Below are 24,018 nucleotides of genomic sequence, written 5' to 3'. Positions count from 1 at the left end.
ACAGAATAATTACTCCTGCGTGGTACAGTAGAAGTCCAAAGCAGGAGGCACGTATGGGCTTATTGGATGGAAAAAAAGTTTTGATGTTTGTAGGAGATCTGTTTGAAGATCTGGAGCTCATGTATCCGAAAATTCGTCTGGTAGAGGAAGGCGCAGCTGTGGTTCTTGCCGGATTGGATACAAAAAATACATTTAAAGGATATCACGGGTATCCGGTAAAAGCTGATGCTTGTCTTTCCGACATTAATCCGGATAACTTCGATATTCTGGTAATCCCCGGAGGATTTGCGCCGGATAAGTTGCGGCGGGATATGGATGTAAAGAACATAACTCGTAAAATGCATGAACAGGGCAAGATAATAGCGTTTATCTGCCATGCAGGGTGGATACCTATTTCAGCTGGAATCGTGAACGGGTACACTTGTACATCAACTCGGGGAATTATTGATGACCTTGAGAATGCAGGTGCCAAATGGGTAAACGAGCCCGTTGTGGTTGATAGAAATTTGATAAGCAGCAGGGCACCAGATGATTTGCCGGCGTTTTGCAGAGCTATTATTCAGCATCCAAATAATCATAGTTAGAATACGTCGGATGCAAAAACGCCCTGTGGACACCAGTTCGCAGGGCGTTTTTTATTAATTTTCAGTCTGGTCGTCTGGCGGACAGTTCAGTGCCAGAAGGAACATACCTACGCAGACAAGAATTGCTGTATAAAATACCGCTGATATGCCGCCATAGATAAACGGAATGGAAAAGAGTGGAGGACTGATTGTTTGTGCGATCCGAAGTACAGACCCGTTTACCGCCATGACCGCCCCGCGTTTTTCAATGGAGGCTATACCGGTAAGCTTTGCAGCCAGATTAGGGAATGACAATCCTTGTCCCATACCAAAACACCCGACAGGCAATGCTAGAAGCCAGAAAAAGGTGGGTATAGGCATAGTTGCCATGGCAGCGATAAAAAAGAGTGCCGCAAGGCAAAGCATGGTGCGAACAGATAAATATTTTCGTACCCGACCTAACTGTGATGCTGCAACTCCTGTAAATAATGAGGAAATAGCAAACAGGAATCCAATTCGTGAAGGACTGACTTTGAATACGGTGTCAGAAAGAATCGGGACATATGTGATAATTGGCCCGTAAAGAATAATAAAGGTGCAGAGCGTCATGCCGAAAAGAATAAGAGCGTTCTTTGAAGAAATGATCTGCACAGTTTTTCTTACGTAGCTGCTGATGGATTCCTGTGATGTTGGATTCGGGATATCCAGATAAAGAACGCAGAGTGCAGCAAGGGGGAGCGCTAAAATTGGAAGCATGAACGGGTACTGCCAGCCCAGCTCTCCGAGCATTCCGCCTATAAAAGGGAAGATTGCAGTGCCCATACTAAGGACGCTGGCATTGTATCCCATGATTTTGAGTCGTTCTTTTCCAGAGTATAGATCTCCGGTTATTGTTGTATACAATACACTGATTGGAGCCGCACCAACGCCTTGCAGGGCACGAAGGCAAAGGATTGTCTGGAAGTCGGTCGTAAAAGCACAGGCAAATCCGGCAAGGCCAAAAATTGTTAAGGACGGAATAAGGACGGTTTTTCGACCGTATCTGTCTGCAAGAAGTCCTGCAAGCGGTGTGAGAAAAATGCCCGGAAGAGTAAAGCTTGTGAGAAGCAAGCCGATTTCAGACATTGGTATCTGCAAGGATCGGCCTGCACTTGGGAGTACAGGAAGAATACTTGATACACCCATCACAACAAACAGTGTGATACCAAAGAGTAATAGTAAGTTTTTGTCTTTAAAGGAATATCTCATGCAATACTCGCGGTTGAATAATTAAGTGCCAGACATGTTTAGTTGCTGCGGTGCATAAGGTCAAGATGACCCGCTGTTCGTATTATGCTGGGACTGATGCCGTTGAATTGCTGATTGTTGGGAAGGTTAGCTGTTGCAACTGAGTTTATTCCTCTATAGTGTGAATACCAAGGGGGATAGGAGAGAAATATGAGTATGGAAAAAAAGATTAGGTGTCCTTACTGCGGAAAAGTTTTTCGCTGCCGAATACGTTCTGTCAGTCCGGAAGGACGGGCAATTTCTTTAAAATGCCCTTACTGTAAAGAAGAATTGGTATTGAAAAGAGAAATGATCGCCAGCGCCAGCTAGCGCTTGTTATATAAATAGCCAGAACAAGCAAAACGCCTCGGGAAGTATATCCCGGGGCGTTTTGTTTATTGTGAACGTGAAGGAAAGGAGAATCAGTTCAGCCTGCTGCAAATGTCTTCAGTGGCAAGAAGAAAATCAGGCGTCGGTGAGCGGTAAAGTCGGGTATATGTATCTGCTTTCAGTGGAGGATGAGCAAGCAGGTGGGCTTCCAGATTCTTTCTACCAAAAGATATAGCTTGAGTGGTTTTAGGCATAAACACGTCAATCTGGTTCGTCTTGCGTTTAGCCATAAGGTCTTCAATGGTAAAAACACCGAGTGACTTGATGTACACTTTCTTTCCAAACGTCCAGCCTTTATCGAAAAGATCTCGTGAAACCGCGATAATTCCTGGGCGCACCCTTGTATTATAGGCTGTAATAAAAGGAGTGGAGTCAGTTTCTTCTACTCGTGGGCTGTAGGCAGTTACCTTGACGAAGCGTTTGGTTCGAGAGTCGTGTAATGATTGCTGAGTGCTGCGGCCTATTTGCAAAGCGAGTGTTGTCTGTAAGGACATATTATGCTGCGTCACCTGCATGGCGTGGATTACTTGATTCTGTGAATCAAGTTGATGCCTTAAGTGACGTATTTCCCGCTGATGCTGAACAATAAGAACAGCAAAGGCGGTAAATATGACTATGTAGATACAATGTTTCATAGTGTCCTTTGCAAGGTAAAATACAGTGTGCGAGATTCCACTATACAACAGAAATGATGGTCGGCAATGCACTTTTACTGTTAAATTGTATATAGTTAGCATGTTGTAACTCTGCTAAGGTGTTGTATCGATACAAAAAGGCGTAAACATATGGGGGAACCCACGAGTGGCGGGGGAATATGTGTACTAATACGTTTCATAAAAGAAAAAACGCTATGCAGAATAATTGCACAGCGTTTTTTTAGAGACTGGTAGTTTTGGTATTTTTCTAGAGAAACAATAGAAAATGTACAGAGTATATTTAGTGTAGCAAGTTATTGAAGAAAATTCATTCCTGCTTCTACGGCAATGTCTGTGAGAGTAAACATTTCTTCGCTGTGATCATATCCAGCGAGGTGGAGCAGGCCGTGAGCGATAAGCCTGAGTGCGTGTTCCGTTCTGTCCTGTCCGTACAGCAGGCATTCTCTTTCTAGGGTATCCATGGAAAGGGCGAGCCATCCTATACTTTGCTCGCTGCCGTCTTCGGTCGCAGGAAAGGAGAGAATATTGGTGGGCCCGTTACATTGCAGAAAAGAGGCGTTTAAATCAGCAACGGTAGCGTCATCCACCAGATGGATTTCAACGTCTTTTCCTGTCTGGTTGATTGCTGCCAGCATTGCATCCATTACGCGCGTCAGTTCTGTACTTGAAAAGGGAAGAAGCCAGTCGACTGACTGGCTTTTTTTTATTGTAATCATATAGTGCTAGGCTGCTTCAGGAGCAGGTCCGTTTTTAGGTTTATCCGGCTTGTCACCGTTACCATTTTTTTCGTCATTGTTTTTTACGCATCCGGCACGTTGTTCTTCCGGATATTCAATTCGTCTATGGAAAATGCCGGTCAGAACACGATGGAAGCTTTCGCCGACCTTACTTAAATCAGCAAAGGTTAATTCAGAGTCATCCAGCTGACCTTCAGCAAAGATCCCCTTAATGATGGTATCAATATGTCCACGCAACCTGCTCGGAGTCGGGTCTGCAAGAACACGGCTTGATGCTTCTACCGCATCGGCAAGCATGACGATAGCTGCTTCACGACTCTTAGGTTTAGGACCTGGGTATCGGAAATCATCTTTACAGAGACTTTCATCCTGATCAGCCGCTTTGGTGTAGAAGTAGCGGATAACAGATGTACCGTGGTGCTGCTGAATAATATCTTCAATCTCATGGCCGAGGCGATACTTACGGGCAAGGCAGACCCCTTTCTTCACATGAGAGATAAGGATCAATGTACTCATGGCAGGGGTAAGTTTGTCATGAGGGTTTTTAGCTCGACCTTGGTTCTCAATGAAATAATGAGGCTTAGCGAGTTTGCCTATGTCATGGTACAGAGCTGCAACTTTACAGAGCAGGCTGTTTGCACCAATGGACTTAGCACCAGCTTCAACGAGGTTGGAAAGAATGAGAGAGTGATGATAGGTGCCCGGAGCATTCATCATCAGTTCCTGAAGCAAAGGCTGCTCAAGGTTCATAAGTTCCATCAGCTTGAAGCGAGTAGTGTAGTTGAAAATAAGTTCAATGATCGGGCTGAGTGCAAAAACAATGAGCAGAGAAATGAGTCCGTTAGCAGCAGCAAATGATGCACCAACTGCAATGTTAGGCATTCCCAGTTGTTGATAGAGTGCAAGCCCCAGCCATGTAATAAGTAAGCCACCCATGAGCGGCAGTCCGCTTATGGCAATGTCTTTACGGCTTTCTGCATGCTGTACAAGCCAGACGTTGAGCATGCCGCCAATGAAGTAGAAGAGGAAAAGCTCAATGCCTCCCCCAAGCATAACTGTACAAAGGAATCCAGTGATCAAAGCAATAACACTGCATCGTCTGACACCAAAAATGAGTCCGGCAAGGCCTAAGGCACCCGGAACAGGGTACAGAATAGGGAGCATGTCCGCTGCGTGTTGTGCTCCATCAAAGTTACCTTGAAGCAAAGTGAATGCTTTGGCTCCACCTGCGAATAGAATGATAAGCAGGCTGGTAAACAGTAAGTCTTCGTTGCGAAGAGAGCTTAACCGACGACCGCGTCGCTTAAAGGCCAGTCCAGCTCCCAGTAACAGGGTAGTCATGAAGACCCCGAGCATCTGGTACGGGAAAAAACGTTGGTTTTTATGCGCAAGAAGTGCCTGTAATTTAATCTGGATAGGCAGAGTTACACGTTCGCCTTTGCGAACGATGCTCTCGCCTTTTTTGATGCTGTAATAGACGGGGTCAACAGCATCCAGAGCAAGTTGCTCACGGAGCTGAGTTTCTACTCTGTTTGGAGTAATAGTTGGTGTCAGCACCGGGGAAACAAGAGAAAGAACAGCGTTGCGGGTTCGCAGAGGTGCTTTTCCCTTTTTACGCAATTCCTTAAGTAACCCTTTCTTGGTAGATGCAAGATCTCCAATTTTGAATGCTACAGAATGGAGTGTTTCATTACTCTGCGCCAGATCTCTAACAATATATCCGTTTCGGTTTTGTAACAGCAGGCTGCTGTCCGCAACAATCCCTTTGTTGAGTTCATCAACTATGTATGGGATGGCCTGAGAATAGAAGATGTTCTGGAATTGCTCTTCCTTCCAGTGATTGAATGTCTTGCGGGATACCTCAACATTCAGAATTTCTTCAATTTGCCAGCGAACAGTGTCTTCGTCTGTTGCTGTGGCAATGGGAGAGTTGATGAGATCAAAAATCAGACGGAATTTGTCTTGAATTTTTGCAAGCGGAGTTCTGTCCAGATCATAAATAGGTGGTTGCAGTTCCGCCACTTGTCGGCGTTTGACAAGAGTGGAACTGGTGTCTTCAAAGAGTAGGTCCTGAGTGGCGAGCACGTCTTGTGCCGCTACTTCCCCTGCAACATAGAGTGGCAGAGGCGGGCGCAGATTTGTTCCGCTGAGAATCGCAAGGGATATGAGCACAGTAAGGAAAACAAACATGCCGAGGCGCGGATATCTTGCAACAGCGTCCCGTAGTTTTGTTGAACCTTTTTGTCCCGAACCGCGTGCTTTACCTTTAGAAGTCATAGCCTGCTCGGTTAGTCTTTGTTTGTCAGTTCTGCTGTATAGCGTTCGTACGCATGTACAACTTTTGCAACCAGAGGATGACGAACAACATCATTCTCATGAAAATGTAAGAAACGAATTCCGTTGATGTTTGTCAAGACCCGTTGGGCTTCGATAAGACCGGAGCGTGGCGCACGAGCTTGACCGCAAACAGGCAGGTCAATTTGGGTAACGTCGCCTGTAACGACCATGCGGGAACCGTAACCCATACGTGTTAAAAACATTTTCATCTGTTCAGGGGTAGTATTTTGCGCTTCATCCAATATAACAAATGCATTATTCAGCGTTCTACCGCGCATGAATGCTAACGGAGCTACTTCAATAATGCCGGTTTCAAGCATGTGGTTAACTTTCTCGGAATCCAGCATGTCATGCAGGGCGTCGTAAAGTGGGCGCAGGTACGGATCCACTTTTTCCACAAGGTCGCCCGGTAAAAATCCTAATTTCTCACCCGCCTCAACAGCCGGTCTGGTAAGAATGATTTTTTGCACTTTCTTGGTGAGAAGCATGGACAGTGCCATAGCCACAGCGAGGTACGTCTTGCCTGTTCCTGCAGGACCAACAGCAAATACCATTTCATTGTCCCGTAAGGCGGAAACATAGTCGCGCTGGCTTAATGTTTTGGGAGCAATTGTCTTTTTGGGAGAGACTACAAAAACTGAGTCTTTAAACAGTTTTTGCAAATTAATGCTTGGTTCACGCTGCAGCATGCCGTAAGCGTAGACAATATCTTTTGTGTATACAGGATTACCAGCTTTGAGCAGGCCGTAAAGTTGTGTGATGAGATTAAGAACAGTTTGCAGTGAATCCGGATCGGGTGAAGTGGCGTGGAGCGCTGTTCCTTTGGTGTCCAGCTCAACCCCGCTTTCTTTTGCGATGACTGCGAGATTTTTATTTTGTGGGCCAAAAAGTTCGTTCGCAAGCTGAATGTCATCAAAGTCTAATGTCTTCGTCACGGATGTGTTTGTCATATATGTTCTGTCCGCCTGCATGCGGAAATGTTAATGTGTATAATCTGCCCGTGTGGTAGCCTGTTTTTTTGAATGAGTCTACTCAGGTCGTTTTGCAACGTTTTTTGAGACACTTTGCAACCCTGTCGCAGAATAAAGAAGGGTTGTAATTAAGACAGGTTGACGTAGCAGGGGCTCGGGTGGCATTTGTCTCATTTCCTATTGTTAACGTTAGTGATGTAGAGTCAATATGTGTGAACGTGTGGTTTTACACGCTGTGATATCATAGATATATTTCTTTTTGTTTATAAAAAACAGAATGTTATATTTTTATTTATATGAGCTTGGGCGCTTTCACTCAGTTGAGATACGCATACTTCACATGAAGAAATGCCCATCTCGTCAGGCTTATTACTTATAACAAGACAGCAGTGTAACTATGTTGTTGTCATGAGTAGATAAATGAAGACGATTCAAATAATAAATGTACGCTGGTTTAATGCGACTGCGTGGTATGGTCTGTACCTTGCTCGAATGTTGCGCGATGCCGGACATGAGACCCTTGTCATTACTGAGCCGGATACTGCTGCAGATGCAAAAGCAAGGGAGTGGGGCTTTTCTCCACTGCATTTTGATTTAAATTCTTCTAATCCAGTAAGATTGCTTCGTGCCTACTCTGAATTGCGTAAGCTTGTTACTGAATTTTCTCCTGATATTGTTAATTGTCATCGCGGAGAAGGATTTATTTTATGGGGGCTACTGAGAAAAGCTCTGGGGACATTTAAACTTGTCCGTACAAGGGGAGATCAGCGTCTTCCTAAAAATAATTTGCCCAACCGCTGGTTGCATACAAATGTCGCAGATGCTGTGGTTGCCACCAATAGCGTGATGGCAAAACACTTTATTTCAACACTACATGTTCCAGAGGAGAAAGTGTCTACTATCCTTGGGGGCGTTGATACGGACAAATTTGTCTATAGTAGTGAAGGGCGTACTGATTTTCGTAAAAAACTTGGTTTTGATGATTCTGATTTTGTTGTTGCAATGCTCGGGCGTTTTGACGAAGTCAAAGGGCAGAAGGAGTTAATTGAAGCGGTGGCAAAGCTGTATCATGAAAAAGGGATGAAAAACTTACGATTGATGTTGCTCGGGTTTGATTCCGCAACCTCTCAGGAAGAAGTCGAATCTTGGATAGCTGTCAATAATTTACAAGAAATTAACCGGATAACCGGTAAAGTAGACGATGTTGCGGCTGCAATTTCTGCTATGGATCTTGGAGTGATTGCCTCTAAATGGTCGGAAACAATAGCCCGTGCTGCTTTTGAAATTATGGCATGTGAACGACCTTTGATTTCAACCGGAGTTGGGGTTATGCCGGACTTTATGGATGATGAAGCAATGTTCGAAGCCGGTAATGTTGATGCATTGGCAGCGGCGATTGAGCGAGCAGCGACAGACGAAGTATACAGAAAACGTATTTTACGTTCGCAGCAAAAGGAAATCGCTACATTGTCCGGTACTAATTTTCTTGAAAAGACACTTGATCTGTACAGAGCGTTGTAGCGTTCAGTACAGTTGAATAATCGTTTTTGATACTTTTCGGCCGCTTCTTGGAAGCGGCTGTTCTTTGTGTGTTTGAATAATGATAAGGAGCTAGATCATGATCAATTTTGCCAGTGATAATTACTCTGGAGTGCATCCGCGTATCATGCAAGCTCTTGCAGCAGCCAATCAGGGGTGCGCATGCGCATATGGCGACGATACGTATACAGCGGAAGCAGACACTGCCTTTAAAGCGCTATTCGGCGAAGATATTGTTTCATATATTATGGTGAATGGTACCGGTGCTAACGTGCTTGGACTTGCTTCTATTATGAAGCCGTATCATGCGGTGGTTTGCTCCTCTATGGCGCATATTAATGTTGACGAAACCGGTGCTCCAGAAAATATTCTTGGTAGTAAACTGCTTACCGTCGACTCTGAAGATGGCAAATTGACTCCGAAGGATGTTGAGCAGTTCCTTTTCGCCAAAGGGGTAGTTCATCATAGTCAGCCGAAAGTGATATCAATTACGCAGTCCACAGAGTATGGCGCGGTATATACACCGGAAGAAGTGAAAGCTCTGGGCGATTTTGCGCGCGAGCACGATATGTACCTGCATATGGATGGTGCACGGATTGCAAACGCCGCTGCTGCGCTTGATGTGGATGTAAATGTCTTTACCCGTGATGCCGGAGTAGATGTTCTTTCTTTTGGCGGCACTAAGAACGGCATGATGTTCGGTGAAGCTGTTATCTTTTTTGATAAAAAACTTGCCGAAGGGTTTGAATATCTCCGTAAGCAGAATTTACAGCTTTTGTCGAAAATGCGTTACGCATCTTGTCAGTTTAAAGAGTTGCTATGCGACGGGCTTTGGCTTGAACTTGCGAAAAATTCTAATGCAATGGCTAAACGTCTTGCGGACGGCCTTGCAGAAATTCCTGCTATTACTATTTGTAACAAGGTGGAAGCGAACTCCGTTTTTGCTATTATTAAGCCTGAATATCAGGAAGAACTTCATAAACAGTTTGCGTTTTATGAGTGGGTTGAAGCAACTCATGAGTCGCGCTTGGTTTGTTCCTTCGATACAACAGAGCAGGACGTAGATAGTTTTATCGCTGCAGTGAAAGCAGTGTGCGCATAATTTTGCTTTATAATTAAGTGTGTTATTTTTTAACAGCACATTGTTCTGAAGATTGATCGGGGCAATGTGCTGTTTTTTATTGGCAATATTGCGGCAGGTCGGGGTTGACTCGATGAAACCTGAACCTATTGTAGTGTTGTATCTATCTGTTCATCAAATAGAAACCGGCTGTTGCTATGCAGGACGCTGAGTAGTGATGGCTGTATCACTGTGTCGATTGGGCTTCGGGAAAATATAAGAGTCCCGGCATCTGGTTTACGTAATACTAAACCGGTGTGCACGGCCCCATATCGAAGATGTTAGATTCTTAAAAAATACGTATTTTATATAGATAGGGGTGATCATGTCAGTTGAGTATAAAGATTATTATAAAATTTTAGGTGTATCTAAGACTGCAGAGAAGGATGAAATTTCTCGTGCGTTTAAAAAACTTGCGAGAAAATACCATCCGGATTTGAACCCCAATGATGCAGAGGCAGAAAAGAAATTTAAAGAAGTCAATGAAGCACATGAAGTGCTTAAAGATCCCGAAAAAAGACGCATGTATGATCAGCTTGGGCCGAACTGGCAGCAAGGTCAGCATTTCGGCGGTGGCGCTGGTGGTTACCAGAATATGAATTTTGGTGGTTTCCAGGGTGGCGGCGACTTCAGCGATTTCTTTGAAACCATATTTGGTGGTGGCGGTGGTTTTCAAGGCGCCGGAGGGTTTCAGGGCTTCGGTGGTCAGGGCGGGTATGCTAATCGTCCTCAGCGCGGACGTGATGTAGAAGCTTCGTTAACATTAACATTAGAAGAAGCGTATCACGGTGGCCGCAAGTCCATCACTCTTTCCGATGCTGGTGGCGGTTCAAAGGCTCTTGAAGTTAATATTCCTGCTGGTGTTAAAGATGGAGCCCGCATTCGTCTTTCCGGTCAGGGAGATCAGGGGTACGCAGGCGGCGGTGCTGGTGATTTATATCTTAAAGTCAACATCGCTGCGCACCATAGATTCACACTGGATGGTGTGAACGTTATGCTCGACCTGCCGTTATCTCCATGGGAAGCAGCTCTTGGAACAGAGGCTACAGTGCCGACGTTGGATGGCAATGTAAGTCTTCGTATTGCTGCAGGCACAGGTAGCGGCCGGAAGTTGCGCTTACGCGGTAAAGGATTGGGCAGCGCTTCGAAAAAGGGCGATCAATTTGTACGTATCAAAATTGTTGTTCCAGATTCTGCAACCGATAAGCAAAAAGAGCTTTGGGAAGAACTTGCGAAAGAGTATGAAAGTTTTACCCCTCGTGATTTTTAATATGTAGTAATATCAATGCAAATACGGGAGGCTTGCAATGTCACGAACGATTCTGGAATTACAGGCGATATCTGAAGAGTTACCTGTTCAGTCTGATCGCATTGCATGGGCGCAGTTTATTGAGCTTACAGGAGTTCATCCTTCCAGATTAGGCGAATTGCTTGAAATGGAGTGGATTGTTCCTGCCAAGGCTGCAGACAAGCATTACTTATTTACTCGTAAAGATGTTTTTCGTGTACGCAAGCTTATCCGTATTTGTGATGATTTCAGTTTAAGTCCTACAGGCGGTTCGATTATTGTTGATTTGCTCGAACGTGTTGAGGATTTGGAACGTAAGGTTCATGAATTGGAATCAAGTGTGGAATAATGCTGCACATATTTTTATATATCAGAATGTTCAATGATTCGGAGAGTGCACTATGGATTTAAATCAGTTTACTGAAAAATCTCAGGCAGCTATCAGTGAGGCACAGAACATTGCTATTCGCTTCGGGCACCAGCAGGTAGATGTTGATCATCTGGTACTAGCGTTGGTGGATCAGGAAAATGGCCTTGTAAGACGTATTCTAGAGCGGGTACATGTAGACCCTTCCCGATTTGGTTTGGCTCTTGAAAAAGAGATTCGTAAACGTCCTTCTGTAAGCGGGCCCGGTGCCGGACATGACACTGTTCTTGTTACCCAGCAGCTGAACCAGCTTTTAGTGCGTGCGCAGGATTTTGCAAAGCGCATGAAGGATGAATATGTCAGCGTAGAGCACTTATTTTGCGTTGCTTTGGAGCCACCAGTGGCCCCTACGGTTGCAACCGTGGTGAAAGAAACAAATCTTTCGTACGAAGATGTTCTGAAGTCCTTAAATGAGGTGCGGGGTGCCCAGCGCGTTACATCCCAGAATCCGGAAGACACATATGAGGCTCTGGTCAAGTATGGTCGGGATTTGGTGGATGAAGCTCGCAGGGGTAAGCTTGACCCTGTTATCGGGCGAGATTCCGAGATTCGTCGCACTATCCGTATCCTTTCTCGTCGTACTAAAAATAACCCTGTCCTCATAGGCGAAGCAGGGGTTGGTAAAACCGCGATCGTTGAAGGGCTTGCGCACCGTATCCTCAATGGTGATGTTCCGGAAAGCCTTAAAGATAAGAGTTTGTTTGCCCTAGATATGGGAGCGCTCATTGCTGGTGCTAAATATCGTGGTGAGTTCGAAGAACGTCTGAAAGCTGTCCTGTCTGAAGTGGAAAAATCTGAAGGCCGGATTCTTATGTTTATTGACGAGCTGCATACTATTGTAGGCGCCGGTAAAACAGAAGGAGCCATGGACGCGGGTAATCTGCTTAAGCCGATGCTTGCCCGGGGCGAACTGCACTGCATTGGTGCTACGACACTTGATGAATATCGTCAGTATATTGAGAAAGATCCGGCTCTTGAACGCCGCTTCCAGCCATTGGTTGTAGAGCAGCCTTCTATTGAAGATACCATTTCTATCCTTCGCGGATTGAAAGAACGCTTTGAGGTGCACCATGGTGTACGCATCAGTGACTCCGCACTTGTTGAAGCTGTAACGCTTTCGGACAGGTATATTGCAGATCGTCAGTTACCTGATAAAGCGATTGACCTTATTGACGAAGCTGCGGCCATGATCCGTACAGAAATTGATTCTATGCCTGCGGAGTTGGACGAAGCGAATCGTAAGATTATGCAGCTTGAAATTGAGCGTGAAGCCTTGCGTAAAGAGACTGACGAGGCTTCCCGTGAGCGCTTGGAAAAACTGGAAAATGAACTTGCAGAATTACGTGCCACCCATGTTGAACTCATGTCTAAGTGGGAAAGCGAGAAGGGCGCAATTGATTCACAGCGTGAGTTGAAAGAGCAGATAGAAGAAACTAAGCGCAAGATTGAAGAAGCTGAACGTAATTATGATTTGAATACTGCGGCGCAGCTTAAATACTCTGTGTTGAACGATCTTGAGCGGCGTTTGAGCACTGAACCTGAAGAGGGTGAAGGTGAAGAGCGCCTTCTTAAAGAAGAAGTCCGACCGGAAGATGTCGCTGGTATTGTAGCGCGTTGGACAGGCATTCCCGTAACCCGTCTCGTTGAAGCTGAACGCGATAAGTTACTGCGTTTGCCGGCAGAGTTGCATGAGCGTGTCATAGGGCAGGATGAAGCTGTTGATGCTGTTTCTGAAGCTGTTCTTCGGTCCCGAGCCGGACTGTCCGACCCAAACCGACCGATCGGTTCCTTTATCTTCCTCGGGCCGACAGGTGTGGGTAAGACAGAGTTATGTAAGACGCTTGCAGAGGCACTATTTGACTCAGAAGATAATATTGTCCGGCTTGATATGAGTGAGTACATGGAGAAACACACTGTGGCTCGCCTTATTGGGGCACCTCCGGGCTACGTCGGATATGATCAGGGCGGCCAACTTACGGAAGCTGTGCGTCGAAAGCCGTACAGTGTAGTGCTTTTTGACGAAGTTGAGAAAGCACATCCTGACGTATTCAATACGCTGTTGCAGATTCTGGATGACGGGCGCCTGACAGACAGTCAGGGGCGTACTGTGAGCTTCAAAAATACCATCATCATTATGACCTCGAATATTGGCGCGATGAACCTGCTTGAAGGTATTTCACCGGATGGTCATCTTGCTGAAGGTGTACGCGATACAGTTATGCACGAACTCCGTAAGCATTTCAGACCAGAATTTCTCAACCGTGTGGATGAAACTGTACTCTTCAAGCCATTGCTCAGAGAACAGATTAAGGAAATTATTGAGCTTCTTCTCGGCAGGTTGCGCGGGCGTCTCAAAGATAGAAAGATATCTTTGGAGCTTACTGAAGCGGCACGCAATTTTATTGCAGACAATGCGTACGACCCGGTGTACGGTGCACGCCCTCTGCGACGCTATTTGCAGCAGAAAATAGAAACTACACTTGCACGAAAGTTGATTGGCGGTGAATTACGGGAAGGTCAACAGGTTATCATTGATGTTGCGACAAATGATGATGACTTTGAAGATCTGCAATTTGCGATTTCATAACACGCGTATTGCAGAGGCAGGCTGCTTTTGATAATGCACCACAATCAATCTTAAGAATATGGAGAGAGTGCACATGCGACTTTTACACTTACTGGGCGCAGTAGCGCTTCTTTTAGCAACATTCACCTCCAGCGGCGCGCTGGCTAAAGGGGAACCTGTTTTGATTAAATTTGAAACTACAATGGGCAACTTTGTTGTTGAACTCGATACAGAAAAAGCACCTGAAAGCTCCAAAAACTTCGAACAGTACGTTCGTGACGGTTTCTACGATGGTACTATTTTCCACCGTGTAATCGACAACTTTATGGTACAGGGCGGTGGTTTTGACACTGACATGAACCAGAAGCCAACCCGTGAGCCAATTAAAAACGAAGCAGACAACGGTCTTGCTAACGATAAATACACTCTCGCAATGGCACGTACTCAGGATCCTGATTCTGCTACTGCTCAGTTCTTCATTAACGTTAAAGATAACGCATTCCTTAACCACTCCGGCAAGACTGTGAGTGGTTGGGGCTACGCAGTTTTCGGTAAAGTTGTAGAAGGTACTGAAGTTATTGATGCAATGAAAGGCGTAAAAACAGGTAGCTTCGGTTTCCATCAGGACGTACCTGCTGAGCAGATCGTTATCAACAAAGCATACGTTGTAGAAGACTAGTTTTTCTAGCATCACGCCGGTTGCGGCGGGATGATCCAACGATACAGAAGAGAGCTTCGAAGAAATTCGGAGCTCTTTTTTTATGCAGAAAGGAAGGGAGACCAATTCTGTAAGTTAGGTCAGGAGCGGTAAAGAAATCTGACTTGTGAATTTGAGGGGGAAGGCACAAAAAAAGCTCACAGCATATACTGTGAGCTTAAATTTCGTGGTCGGAGAGACAGGATTCGAACCTGCGACCCTCTGGTCCCAAACCAGATGCGCTACCAACCTGCGCCACTCTCCGTCGCGAAGAAGTAACTAAGGAAAACTGGCGTGACTTGCAAGTAAAAAATGAAAAAAAGAGCTTTTTTTTATGATCTTGCGCTGAAGTCTGGTCGTGGCTTTGTGTTTTTGCTGCGTATCAGAGAATGACGACTACTGGAGACAGTTCCTAAATAGCAGGCGATGCTGTTGTCCTGTTGACTTTGTGCCTTCAATCAATACATAACCCGTGTGCACATGGTTGCTTAAATAAAAGTAGTCAGGTGGATATCATTACTTTTATATTTTTTGAGTGTATCTTTCTGCAAATGCAGGAAAAAAGGATTATAGATGGAATTGCTTAGCTTTGTTTCTGGTTTTATCGAAGGCATGAGTTGGCCGGAACGTATCTCAATTGCAACCGGCCTTATTTATATTGTGCTCAGCGTCCGGCAGAAGCCGCTATGCTGGCCTATTGGTATTGTAAGCGTCGGTATCTGGATGGTGGTTGTCTTTAATGGCAAGCTGTATATGGATGCTTTCTTGCAATTTGTATATGTTGTGCTCGGCTTTTATGGCTGGTGGCAATGGCTGCGTGGCGGAGAAAACGAAACGCCGCTTCCGGTGCGCACAGTAGATCGTCCGCTTGCATTGAAGCTTGCAGGAATCGGTGTGGTTGCCGTGATCATTTTCGGATATATTTCACAGTATGTGCTGGATGCAGCTTTCCCGTGGCTCGATACAATTACAACTGTTATCAGCTTGATTGCTCAGTACCTGCTGGCAAGAAAATATCTTGAGAACTGGATCTTATGGATTGTTGCAAATTCAATGTATATTTACATCTATTTTGCAAAAGGTTGGACAGGATATAGTGGCTTGATGGCAGTGTATACAGTCATGGCAGTAGCTGGCTTGTACAGCTGGTATAAATTTATGCAGGCAGAATCAGCAGAAGCAGAGGCTAAATGCCAGACTGCTTAGGACAGACGAATGGCATGCAGAAGGCTGGTGCTCAATTGATACGCATAGTAGTGACAGGTTCTGAGTGTACAGGAAAGTCGACGCTGGCTGCACTGCTGGCAGAACATTATTCTGTTCCGTATGCACAGGAGTTTTTGCGTGAATACTTTATTGCTAACAACGGAGTGTTGACCTTGGCAGATGCTGTTCCTGTTGCGAAGGGGCAGTTGCAAGCTGAACTAGATGTCGAAGCACAGCAGCCACTTTTTTTGCTGTGTGATACAAACATGCTGTCCTCTGTGGTGTACAATAAGTATTATTACAAAGAGAATCCGGAATGGATTGAGGCTGCCTTCTCAGAGCGTTCGTATGACCTGTATTTGTTGTGCGGCATAGATGTTCCGTGGACAGATGACGGGCAGCGCGACAGACCGCAAGAGCGTGAGTATATGCAGAGTCTTTTTCGTAAAGAGCTTGATGACAGATGTCTGCCGTATATTGAGGTGCAGGGGGCTCAGGCTGTGCGGCTTTCGAAGGCTGTAGCAGCTATTGATTCATTGCTTGCCGGGCGCTAGTCAGCGCTAAAATTATATCTACTAAGCCTTCGTGATCTGTCGCGGAGGCTTTTTTTGATTATAGTGTTGGCCTCTGGTGCAGTGTGGTGCAGGAAAAGAGTAGCTGTATGTAACGTATTCTTATGTATTCAGGCATGGTTAGTATCCCGCGTCGGGGGGTGGAAGGATGGAGCAGTATAAAAACGTTACTTGGCTCTTGGGCATCAGACATAAAAAAAGCTCACAGTATGAACTGTGAGCTAAATTTACGTGGTCGGAGAGACAGGATTCGAACCTGCGACCCTCTGGTCCCAAACCAGATGCGCTACCAACCTGCGCCACTCTCCGTCGCGAGAGATGTAACTAAGGAAAACTGGCGGGACTTGCAAGTAAAAAATGCAAATTTTATAAATTTTCATTGCAAGAAGTTGCATATAAACGGTGTGGCTGGATCTGGGGAATATGATTTTTCCTGATTGGAATTAGGGCATAAAAAAAGCTCACAGTATGAACTGTGAGCTAGATTTACGTGGTCGGAGAGACAGGATTCGAACCTGCGACCCTCTGGTCCCAAACCAGATGCGCTACCAACCTGCGCCACTCTCCGTCGCGAAGAAGGTACTAAGGAAAACCGCAGCGACTTGCAAGGAAAAATTTCAAAAAACAACAAAAAAAAGCAAAAAAAGACTGTTGGTTTGAACTTCAATTCAAAAAAGGTACATTTGCAGAGTTTACTTCACAAAACAGGACATATTTATTCGAAGGCTCCCTGCTTTAATGAAGTCATGAGGGCAAGTGATATTCTTCGGCAGTTTTCTTGTAACGACTTTCAGCATGTTCTACTCTCATACGATGGGAACCCCTATCTCCCTTGTTCGTAAGAGACATTGGCATGCTGTGCTGAAAGACTGCGATAGCACAGAAAGGAGAGTCGTTAATGGACACCATTTTAGTATCAGGGTTCGGACCTTACGGGAATACTCCTGTAAATCCTGCGAATCAGTCAGCCAAGGCTTTGGATGGTCAAATAATTTCTGGAGCGCGCGTAGTTGGAATAGAGGCTCCGAGTTACTGGTTCAAATGCATAAATTCTGTGATTACTGCCATTGAAGAGTTTAATCCGGTAATGGTGATCATGCTTGGTGAGTTTGGCGGCAGAGCTATGTTGACGATTGAGCGGATTGCGCAAAATATTAATGACTCAACTCGGTACGGGTTGGCAGATAACGCAGGACTGACGCAGCAAGGGGAGCCTGTGGTGCCGGAAGGGCCGGTTGCCTATTACACGACTCTTCCGTTGCGTGCTATGGTTCTGGCAATGCGTCGTGCTGGTTTTCCGGCAGATATTTCAGATGCAGCAGGAACACTCATGTGCAACCACTTGATGTACGGAGTGTTGCATCATATTGCTGTGAATACGTTGCCGATCAGGGCGGGGTGGATTCACTTGCCATCTTTGCCGGAGGTGGCTGCGACGGATGCATTTCTGGGTAACCCCAGCATGTCACTCGACACGACAGTGTCCGGTTTGAAGGTAGCAATTCAGACGGCGATGGAGCATGACCGCGATGTTGATACTGCGGTTCGTTCCTGCTGGCAGCTTTGATGAGTAGAGAATAAGGCGCACCAGTTTGAGTAACGGGGCAGGGCGTGTTGATTTTGCAAAGTGATATAAAAAAACAAGGCGTGGATGCTGTGCNAGCATCCACGCCTTGTTATTATTGCTAAGAGAAATTCGGGTTACCCGAAGAAGTATGCCAAGACAGGCGCAAAGAGAAGAGCCGGAAGCATATTAGTCAGGCTGATTGTGCGCAGTTCAAGAAGGTTGATGCCGATGCCGATGATGAGTGCACCACCGGTTGCAGTGAGCTCGGTCATCATGCTGTCGGTCATTATTGGCTGCAAGAATGTGGCGAATTCAGTTAATGTTCCCTGATAGATGAATACGGGCAGGGCGGAGAACAGCACTCCGGCTCCGTAGGTTGCTGCAAAGGCCATTGCTGCAAATCCATCAAGAATTGATTTGGCAAATAAAATTGTGTGCTCGCCACGTAACCCCTCTTCAAAAGAACCGAGGATTGCCATGGAGCCTATGCAGAAGAGCACTGAAGTGGAGACAAATCCGTCGGTAAATTTTGAGTTGTTGGATTTAACCATACTTTTGAGCTTGTCGGCTGCGAGCGTGAGTCCTTTTTCCAGATTAAGCAGCTCGCCAGCAATTGAGCCGAGCAGGACGCTGAATACCAGCACAAGCAGGTTTTTACTCTGCATGCCCATTTGAATTCCGATAATGAGGACGCATAGTCCCAGACCGGAAAAAACGATGTTACGAACCCGATCCGGCAGTTTGCCGCCAAGGGCTAATCCGAATGCACCGCCTGCTATGATGCAGGCCACGTTAAAAAGAGAGCCGACTGGAAGAATCACAACAAAAACTCCGAAAATGACAAGTTTGTAAACAGAAGGCAGTGATACGATGTATTGTGAATAAAATAAAGCGGTAGTTGTGATGTTCTGAAGGAAAAAAGGATACAAAAAAAGCTCACAGTATAAACTGTGAGCTTAAATTTCGTGGTCGGAGAGACAGGATTCGAACCTGCGACCCTCTGGTCCCAAACCAGATGCGCTACCAACCTGCGCCACTCTCCGTCGCGAAAGAAGTACTAAGGAAAACTTGCGTGAGGTGCAAGCAAAAAATGCAGAAAATGCAAAATTAATGCAGGGTCACCTCGTTTTGGCGTAAGAAGAGACTATATTCTCCTCTTACAGCGGCTGCCACTATAAAAAGAATGCTGCTGATGATTTCATCAGTCGGCAGTCGGAAAATAAAAAAAGCTCACAGTGTGTACTGTGAGCTTAAATTTCGTGGTCGGAGAGACAGGATTCGAACCTGCGACCCTCTGGTCCCAAACCAGATGCGCTACCAACCTGCGCCACTCTCCGTCGCGAAAGAAGTACTAAGGAAAACTTGCATGACTTGCAAGTAAAAAATGCAGAAAAAATCAAATTTATCTCTTCGAGAGACGTTTTTGATTGCACAACAGCATATTCAGGTGGTCATACGTTGAAAACAGTATGTGAACTATACAAAATTTTGTTGCAGGATTGTGCAGTCTGCATTCAAAGCAAAGAAAAAAGCTCACAGTGTGTACTGTGAGCTAAATTATCGTGGTCGGAGAGACAGGATTCGAACCTGCGACCCTCTGGTCCCAAACCAGATGCGCTACCAACCTGCGCCACTCTCCGTCGCGAAAGAAGTACTAAGGAAAACTTGCATGACTTGCAAGTAAAAAATGCAGAAAAAATCAAATTTATCTCTTCGAGAGACGTTTTTGATTGCACAACAGCATATTCAGGTGGTCATACGTTGAAAACAGTATGTGAACTATACAAAATTTTGTTGCAGGATTGTGCAGTCTGCATTCAAAGCAAAGAAAAAAGCTCACAGTGTGTACTGTGAGCTAAATTATCGTGGTCGGAGAGACAGGATTCGAACCTGCGACCCTCTGGTCCCAAACCAGATGCGCTACCAACCTGCGCCACTCTCCGTCGCGAAGAAGTGTTTAAGGGAAAGTACCCTTACTGGCAAGAGGAATTGTATAAATGAATGTTAAAATTCGATTCCTTTCTGTGCCGGAATACCTGCTTTATAATGATGCTTGATCTCGGTCATCTCTGTAACAAGGTCTGCTTCATCGATGAGCCATTGCGGCGCTCCGCGTCCGGATAGAACCAGATGTGTATCGTTGTTGCGGGCAAGTGCAATAAGTTCCTCAAGCTCTTCTTTTTTTATGAGGTCGGAGGAGAGGGCGTAGAGTGCTTCGTCAAGAATAAGCATATCTACGTCAAGAATACGTTCTTTTGCCCACCAGATAACTTTTTCAGACGTTGCTCTGTGGGCAGGGTACTGTTCCGGTTTTGTAAGGAAACCGTCACCCGGTGCATAAAAGAATTCACCAAGCAGCTTGCGCAGCATGTATTGCTCGCCCGCCTGATTATCCCGTTTCATAAATTGTCCGAAGGCGACTGAATGCTCCTGTCCCAGTGCCCGTATGGCCTGACCGACGCATGCAGTAGTTTTTCCCTTACCGTTTCCTGTGTTAACGAGGATCATTGGTACTCCATATGCCTGCAATATCTGCTTTGCAGGTTGGACAGTGTGAATAGTCGTTTTTTGCAGCTGTGTAGCTTTTGCGCCGTATCACAGTACATCCGCAGGCAGGACAAAGCGTGTCCCGTCCGCCATGACCGTGAACGTTGCCGACATATACATAGTGCAGCCCCGCATCTTTGCCAATAGCTGCAGCACGTTCAAGATCTTCCAGTGGTGTGGCAATGTGGTCCTGCATTTTATAGGTAGGATGGAATCTGGATAAATGCCACGGAGTATCGCTTCCCAGTTCATCGTTAATAAAACGGGCAAGGGTTGCAATCTCTTCCTTGTCGTCATTTTCACCCGGGACAAGCAGGGTGGTGACTTCCATCCACCAGCCCATGTCTCGTATGGTTTTAAGATTGCGTAATACCGGCCGGATATGGGCTTTACAGATTGAATGATAGAAGGATTCAGTTGCCGCTTTCAGGTCAATATTACAGGCATGGATAAGGTCTTTCAGTTCTTCAAGGCATTCTGGAGACTGGTATCCATTGGAAACGATAATGTTTTTTAATCCATGCTGGATGGCAATTTCTGCGGTTTCAGCCATCAGTTCAAAAAAAACGGTTGGCTCGGAGTAGGTGTACGAAATTGACTTTGCACCGGACTCAAGCGCCAGAGCAACAATTTGCTCCGGCTTGGTCATCTGTCCGGTAATTTGCCCTGTCAGTCTCGGAGCTGTTGAAAGTGAATAGTTCTGACAAAAAGAGCACGCAAGGTTGCATCCAACGGTGCCAAAGGAGAAGGTGTTAGTACCCGGAAGAAAATGATACAGCGGTTTCTTTTCCACAGGGTCAAGGTTGGCGGCCGCGACTCTGTCGTAGACAAGAGTATACAGCTTTCCGTTGACGTTTTTCCGGACACCGCAGAGTCCGATATGTTCCGGTGCTATTGTGCAAAAATGACTGCACAGTCTGCATTTAACGTCAGCGTATTCGCTGTGATCCGCTTTTTCTAAAGGTCTCCATAATCTGGCAGGATGCATAGTCACCTACTTTTTATGCTTTGGAAAGTTGGGGCGTAAATCCAAATCTAAAATAATGGGGTACTGACCGTTAGTATATTTGTTGCACTCTTCCTCTTTTTGCTTAGGCGGTGTGGCTCGCAGAATTCTATCACCGTTCATTGGATCCTCTGTTATGCTTATGTCTGGTGAGCCAGTTCCTATAACTGTATCCTCTCTTGGAACAGCACGTGTTTTTTTGGCAACAGTAAGGGAAGGCATGAGTACGACAGTACATAGTGCGCTTGCACAAAGTATAGCCGCCATGCGTTTTGATAAGGATGATGATCTGTTTGTAACTGAGATGTGATGCATGTGTTTCTCCCTTGCTCTTTGTTTCGTAAAAGCCTATGTACGGGCTTCCCGAAGGATCTTGTTATCATACTAGTATCAAGGAGCAGATAATGTCTGAAGATCGTTCAAGAGCGTATACCGAAGCAGGTGTTGATATTAATGCAGGAAACGCCCTTGTTGATAGAATTAAGCACGTTGTAGCTGATACCCATACCAAAGGTGTGCTTTCGGACATCGGTGGCTTCGGTGGCTTATTCAAACCGGATCTGTCGGGTATGGAAGAGCCTGTGCTCGTGTCCGGAACCGACGGAGTGGGAACTAAGCTGAAATTAGCCTTCATGTTCGACAAGCATGATACAGTAGGTATCGACCTTGTTGCCATGAGCGTTAATGATATTCTGGTTCAGGGTGCAAAGCCACTTTTTTTCCTTGATTATTTCGCCACAGGTAAACTTGATGTAGATAAAGCAGAGCAGGTAGTAGCCGGTGTGGCTGCTGGCTGTCGTAAGTCCAAAATGGCTCTGCTGGGCGGTGAGACCGCAGAAATGGCGGATATGTATGAAGAAGGCGAGTATGATCTTGCCGGATTCTGTGTCGGCATGGTGGATAATGCGAATATCGTTGACGGTTCTAATATCCGTGTAGGCGATGTTGTTATCGGTATTGGTTCAACAGGTATTCATTCTAATGGATACACTCTTGTTCGCAAGCTTTTTGAAAAGAGCGGGCTTTCCGGTGATGATATTATGCCGGGAACAGATAAGCCTGTAGCGGAAGTTTTGCTTGAACCTACTGCGATTTATACAGAAACAGTTAATGTTCTCATGCGTGACTTTGCAATTAAAGGCATGGTGCATGTAACTGGTGGCGGATTTTACGATAACATTCCGCGCGTACTTCCTTCCTCGGTTGCTGCGTCCATCACCTTCGGTTCATGGGATGTGCTTCCTGTGTTCAAATGGCTGAAGGAGCAGGGTGATCTGAGCTGGCCGGAAATGCTGCAGATTTTTAACTGTGGTATCGGATACGTACTTATTGTCAGTGCGAATGATAAAGATGAGATTATGTCCCGTCTTGAAGCCATGCATCAGGATGCATGGGTCATTGGCAATATTGAAAAGCGTTCAAGTAAAGATGCCGAACAGGTTGATGTGGTGTTTGCATAAGCTTTTGCAACCTGTTGTTATAATAATAAAGGCCGGATTCCCAAGGGTGTCCGGCCTTTCTCCGTATTTATAAAACTCTGGTGTTTTACAGAGTGATACAGTACATTTGGCTAACTGAAATTGTAAGGCATACAGTAATAAATATGATGAAACAAAAACTACTTCTTATAGGTATAGCGTTTGCTGCTGTACTCATGGTGGGGTCGCTTGCACAGGCTCGTGTTGCACAGTCCGTATGGTATGAATCTATACCGGATGGTGCTGACGAAGAGGGATTTTCTGTTCGCAGTAAATCTGCCGCACTTCAGGCTGCATTTGCCAATGCAGTATATGATGAAGCACTGGAAATTATTGATTATGATATTTCCGACGTGCGTAAGGAAGAGTTGCATAACTTCCTTACTCCGCGAGCAAAGGCATACGTGACAAGCTATCGTGAACTCGGATCAAAACAGCTGCCGGACGGGTACGGACATGAGATGTCCGTGGAGGTTTCAGTCAACCGTCCCTCTCTTACATCTGTCATCAAGCGGCTTGGATTCTTTAATACCGGAGCGGAACTTGTAACATATAATCCGCAATACTCCGGTGTGCAGAGTGAAACATGGGACAAACTTGGTCGCTTGCATCAGTTGTACGGCTTGCGCCCAGATTACAATGCTCCTCTTGTGCTGGTAATGAATACCGTTGATGGCACTTGGGAGCTGTCATTACAGGGAGCTGGCACGCCAATTTCCGCACAGTCAAAAGATCTCGATGAAGCGTGGTATCAGGTGTGGGGTGAGTATTTTGCCCAGAGCAAAACTCCGCAACCTGCAGGTAATACACAGCATGGCGTGCTTCAGGTACGCGGCTGGTTGTTCCCTGATGGCGTTGAAGCGTTTGACAGAGTGCTGCGTGAATGGGTTGGTTCTGCTTCTGATGCACGTCTGGATGGCGTCGTCATCCAGTCTGACTCGGTTGTGGCACGGTGGGTTATCAAATCCAAAAACATTGACCGTGTGCTGACAAAGTTGTCTGAATATGTAAATGGACGCGGGTTGACTTACGAGTTTCAGCCAGCCTCCGAATAACGTTTATTACGAATAAAAAAATCCCGAAGT

Annotated in this window: 21 protein-coding genes and 7 tRNA genes; 12 read left to right on the top strand and 16 right to left on the bottom strand. The window is 45.7% G+C overall.

Annotated elements, in window-relative coordinates; translation table 11 throughout:
• The first annotated feature begins 53 nt into the window (after window positions 1–53).
• Window positions 54–584, top strand: coding sequence for a type 1 glutamine amidotransferase domain-containing protein (locus tag SP90_RS03985; protein ID WP_066852833.1), 531 nt, complete (start codon window positions 54–56; stop codon window positions 582–584).
• 54 nt (window positions 585–638) lie between these two features.
• Here the strand turns inward: SP90_RS03985 and SP90_RS03980 are convergent, their stop codons facing one another.
• The 5 genes from SP90_RS03980 to SP90_RS03960 form a co-directional block, all read right to left on the bottom strand.
• Entirely contained in the window at window positions 639–1,811 is a 1,173-nt protein-coding gene (locus SP90_RS03980; RefSeq protein ID WP_066852831.1) for an MFS transporter, read from the bottom strand.
• 440 nt (window positions 1,812–2,251) lie between these two features.
• Entirely contained in the window at window positions 2,252–2,854 is a 603-nt protein-coding gene (locus SP90_RS03975) for a 3D domain-containing protein (RefSeq protein ID WP_066852829.1), read from the bottom strand.
• Between the two features lie 314 nt (window positions 2,855–3,168).
• Entirely contained in the window at window positions 3,169–3,591 is a 423-nt protein-coding gene (gene ybeY, locus SP90_RS03970) for an rRNA maturation RNase YbeY (RefSeq protein ID WP_066852827.1), read from the bottom strand.
• A 6-nt stretch (window positions 3,592–3,597) separates the two neighbouring features.
• Entirely contained in the window at window positions 3,598–5,889 is a 2,292-nt protein-coding gene (locus SP90_RS03965) for an HD family phosphohydrolase (protein WP_066852825.1), read from the bottom strand.
• Between the two features lie 11 nt (window positions 5,890–5,900).
• Window positions 5,901–6,899 (bottom strand): PhoH family protein, encoded by a 999-nt coding sequence (locus tag SP90_RS03960; protein ID WP_066852823.1) that lies wholly within the window; start codon window positions 6,897–6,899, stop codon window positions 5,901–5,903.
• Between the two features lie 441 nt (window positions 6,900–7,340).
• Here SP90_RS03960 and SP90_RS03955 point away from each other — a divergent pair, with 441 nt between their 5' ends.
• From SP90_RS03955 to SP90_RS03930, 6 genes are all read left to right on the top strand, one after another.
• Window positions 7,341–8,441 (top strand): glycosyltransferase family 4 protein, encoded by a 1,101-nt coding sequence (locus SP90_RS03955; protein WP_066852820.1) that lies wholly within the window; start codon window positions 7,341–7,343, stop codon window positions 8,439–8,441.
• A 97-nt stretch (window positions 8,442–8,538) separates the two neighbouring features.
• Window positions 8,539–9,561 carry a threonine aldolase family protein gene (locus SP90_RS03950; RefSeq protein ID WP_066852818.1) on the top strand — a complete coding sequence of 341 codons (1,023 nt, stop codon included), beginning with the start codon at window positions 8,539–8,541 and terminating at the stop codon, window positions 9,559–9,561.
• 343 nt (window positions 9,562–9,904) lie between these two features.
• Window positions 9,905–10,849 (top strand): DnaJ C-terminal domain-containing protein, encoded by a 945-nt coding sequence (locus SP90_RS03945; protein WP_066852815.1) that lies wholly within the window; start codon window positions 9,905–9,907, stop codon window positions 10,847–10,849.
• A 37-nt stretch (window positions 10,850–10,886) separates the two neighbouring features.
• Complete coding sequence (locus tag SP90_RS03940) at window positions 10,887–11,216, top strand: chaperone modulator CbpM (RefSeq protein WP_082936279.1); 330 nt, start codon at window positions 10,887–10,889, stop codon at window positions 11,214–11,216.
• A gap of 52 nt (window positions 11,217–11,268) precedes the next feature.
• Window positions 11,269–13,881 carry an ATP-dependent chaperone ClpB gene (gene clpB, locus SP90_RS03935; RefSeq protein WP_066852812.1) on the top strand — a complete coding sequence of 871 codons (2,613 nt, stop codon included), beginning with the start codon at window positions 11,269–11,271 and terminating at the stop codon, window positions 13,879–13,881.
• A gap of 73 nt (window positions 13,882–13,954) precedes the next feature.
• Window positions 13,955–14,539, top strand: a complete 585-nt coding sequence (locus tag SP90_RS03930; protein ID WP_197498756.1) for a peptidylprolyl isomerase — start codon at window positions 13,955–13,957, stop codon at window positions 14,537–14,539.
• Between the two features lie 206 nt (window positions 14,540–14,745).
• Here SP90_RS03930 and SP90_RS03925 read toward each other — a convergent pair.
• Window positions 14,746–14,822, bottom strand: a tRNA-Pro gene (locus tag SP90_RS03925).
• A gap of 308 nt (window positions 14,823–15,130) precedes the next feature.
• Between SP90_RS03925 and pnuC the strand changes: the two genes are divergently transcribed.
• Together pnuC and SP90_RS03915 are read left to right on the top strand one after the other, a co-directional pair.
• Complete coding sequence (pnuC, locus tag SP90_RS03920) at window positions 15,131–15,763, top strand: nicotinamide riboside transporter PnuC (RefSeq protein ID WP_066852809.1); 633 nt, start codon at window positions 15,131–15,133, stop codon at window positions 15,761–15,763.
• Entirely contained in the window at window positions 15,748–16,317 is a 570-nt protein-coding gene (locus tag SP90_RS03915) for an AAA family ATPase (protein WP_231895527.1), read from the top strand. Before pnuC ends, SP90_RS03915 begins: the two co-directional genes overlap by 16 nt.
• A gap of 250 nt (window positions 16,318–16,567) precedes the next feature.
• On the opposite strand, the gene SP90_RS03910 is transcribed toward SP90_RS03915, so the two are convergent.
• Window positions 16,568–16,644: transfer RNA gene (locus SP90_RS03910), tRNA-Pro, on the bottom strand.
• Window positions 16,645–16,826: 182 nt separating this feature from the next.
• A tRNA-Pro gene (locus SP90_RS03905) sits at window positions 16,827–16,903 on the bottom strand.
• Window positions 16,904–17,233: 330 nt separating this feature from the next.
• Here SP90_RS03905 and pcp point away from each other — a divergent pair.
• A complete protein-coding gene (gene pcp, locus SP90_RS03900; RefSeq protein ID WP_066852806.1) occupies window positions 17,234–17,902 on the top strand; it encodes a pyroglutamyl-peptidase I in 669 nt (222 codons plus the stop codon).
• Window positions 17,903–18,036: 134 nt separating this feature from the next.
• Here the strand turns inward: pcp and SP90_RS03895 are convergent, their stop codons facing one another.
• The 8 genes from SP90_RS03895 to SP90_RS03860 all read right to left on the bottom strand — a co-directional run bounded on the left by SP90_RS03895 (window position 18,037) and on the right by SP90_RS03860 (window position 21,770).
• Window positions 18,037–18,723 carry a DUF554 domain-containing protein gene (locus tag SP90_RS03895; RefSeq protein WP_066852804.1) on the bottom strand — a complete coding sequence of 229 codons (687 nt, stop codon included), beginning with the start codon at window positions 18,721–18,723 and terminating at the stop codon, window positions 18,037–18,039.
• A gap of 145 nt (window positions 18,724–18,868) precedes the next feature.
• Window positions 18,869–18,945, bottom strand: a tRNA-Pro gene (locus SP90_RS03890).
• A 217-nt stretch (window positions 18,946–19,162) separates the two neighbouring features.
• Window positions 19,163–19,239: transfer RNA gene (locus SP90_RS03885), tRNA-Pro, on the bottom strand.
• 226 nt (window positions 19,240–19,465) lie between these two features.
• Window positions 19,466–19,542, bottom strand: a tRNA-Pro gene (locus SP90_RS03880).
• 226 nt (window positions 19,543–19,768) lie between these two features.
• Window positions 19,769–19,845, bottom strand: a tRNA-Pro gene (locus tag SP90_RS03875).
• A 61-nt stretch (window positions 19,846–19,906) separates the two neighbouring features.
• Entirely contained in the window at window positions 19,907–20,410 is a 504-nt protein-coding gene (locus SP90_RS03870) for a cob(I)yrinic acid a,c-diamide adenosyltransferase (RefSeq protein ID WP_066852801.1), read from the bottom strand.
• Window positions 20,397–21,437 carry an AmmeMemoRadiSam system radical SAM enzyme gene (amrS, locus tag SP90_RS03865; RefSeq protein ID WP_066852798.1) on the bottom strand — a complete coding sequence of 347 codons (1,041 nt, stop codon included), beginning with the start codon at window positions 21,435–21,437 and terminating at the stop codon, window positions 20,397–20,399. The genes SP90_RS03870 and amrS overlap by 14 nt, the downstream gene beginning before the upstream one ends.
• A gap of 6 nt (window positions 21,438–21,443) precedes the next feature.
• Entirely contained in the window at window positions 21,444–21,770 is a 327-nt protein-coding gene (locus tag SP90_RS03860; RefSeq protein WP_066852795.1) for a hypothetical protein, read from the bottom strand.
• A gap of 89 nt (window positions 21,771–21,859) precedes the next feature.
• On the opposite strand from SP90_RS03860, the gene purM reads away from it, so the two are divergent.
• Together purM and SP90_RS03850 are read left to right on the top strand one after the other, a co-directional pair.
• A complete protein-coding gene (purM, locus tag SP90_RS03855) occupies window positions 21,860–22,915 on the top strand; it encodes a phosphoribosylformylglycinamidine cyclo-ligase (protein WP_066852793.1) in 1,056 nt (351 codons plus the stop codon).
• Between the two features lie 143 nt (window positions 22,916–23,058).
• Window positions 23,059–23,988 (top strand): hypothetical protein, encoded by a 930-nt coding sequence (locus SP90_RS03850; protein WP_066852791.1) that lies wholly within the window; start codon window positions 23,059–23,061, stop codon window positions 23,986–23,988.
• The last annotated feature ends 30 nt before the right edge of the window (window positions 23,989–24,018 follow it).

Origin of the sequence: Halodesulfovibrio spirochaetisodalis, from assembly GCF_001672295.1 — a bacterium.
GTDB lineage: Bacteria > Desulfobacterota > Desulfovibrionia > Desulfovibrionales > Desulfovibrionaceae > Halodesulfovibrio > Halodesulfovibrio spirochaetisodalis.
This window is presented reverse-complemented; position numbering and strand designations above follow the sequence as displayed.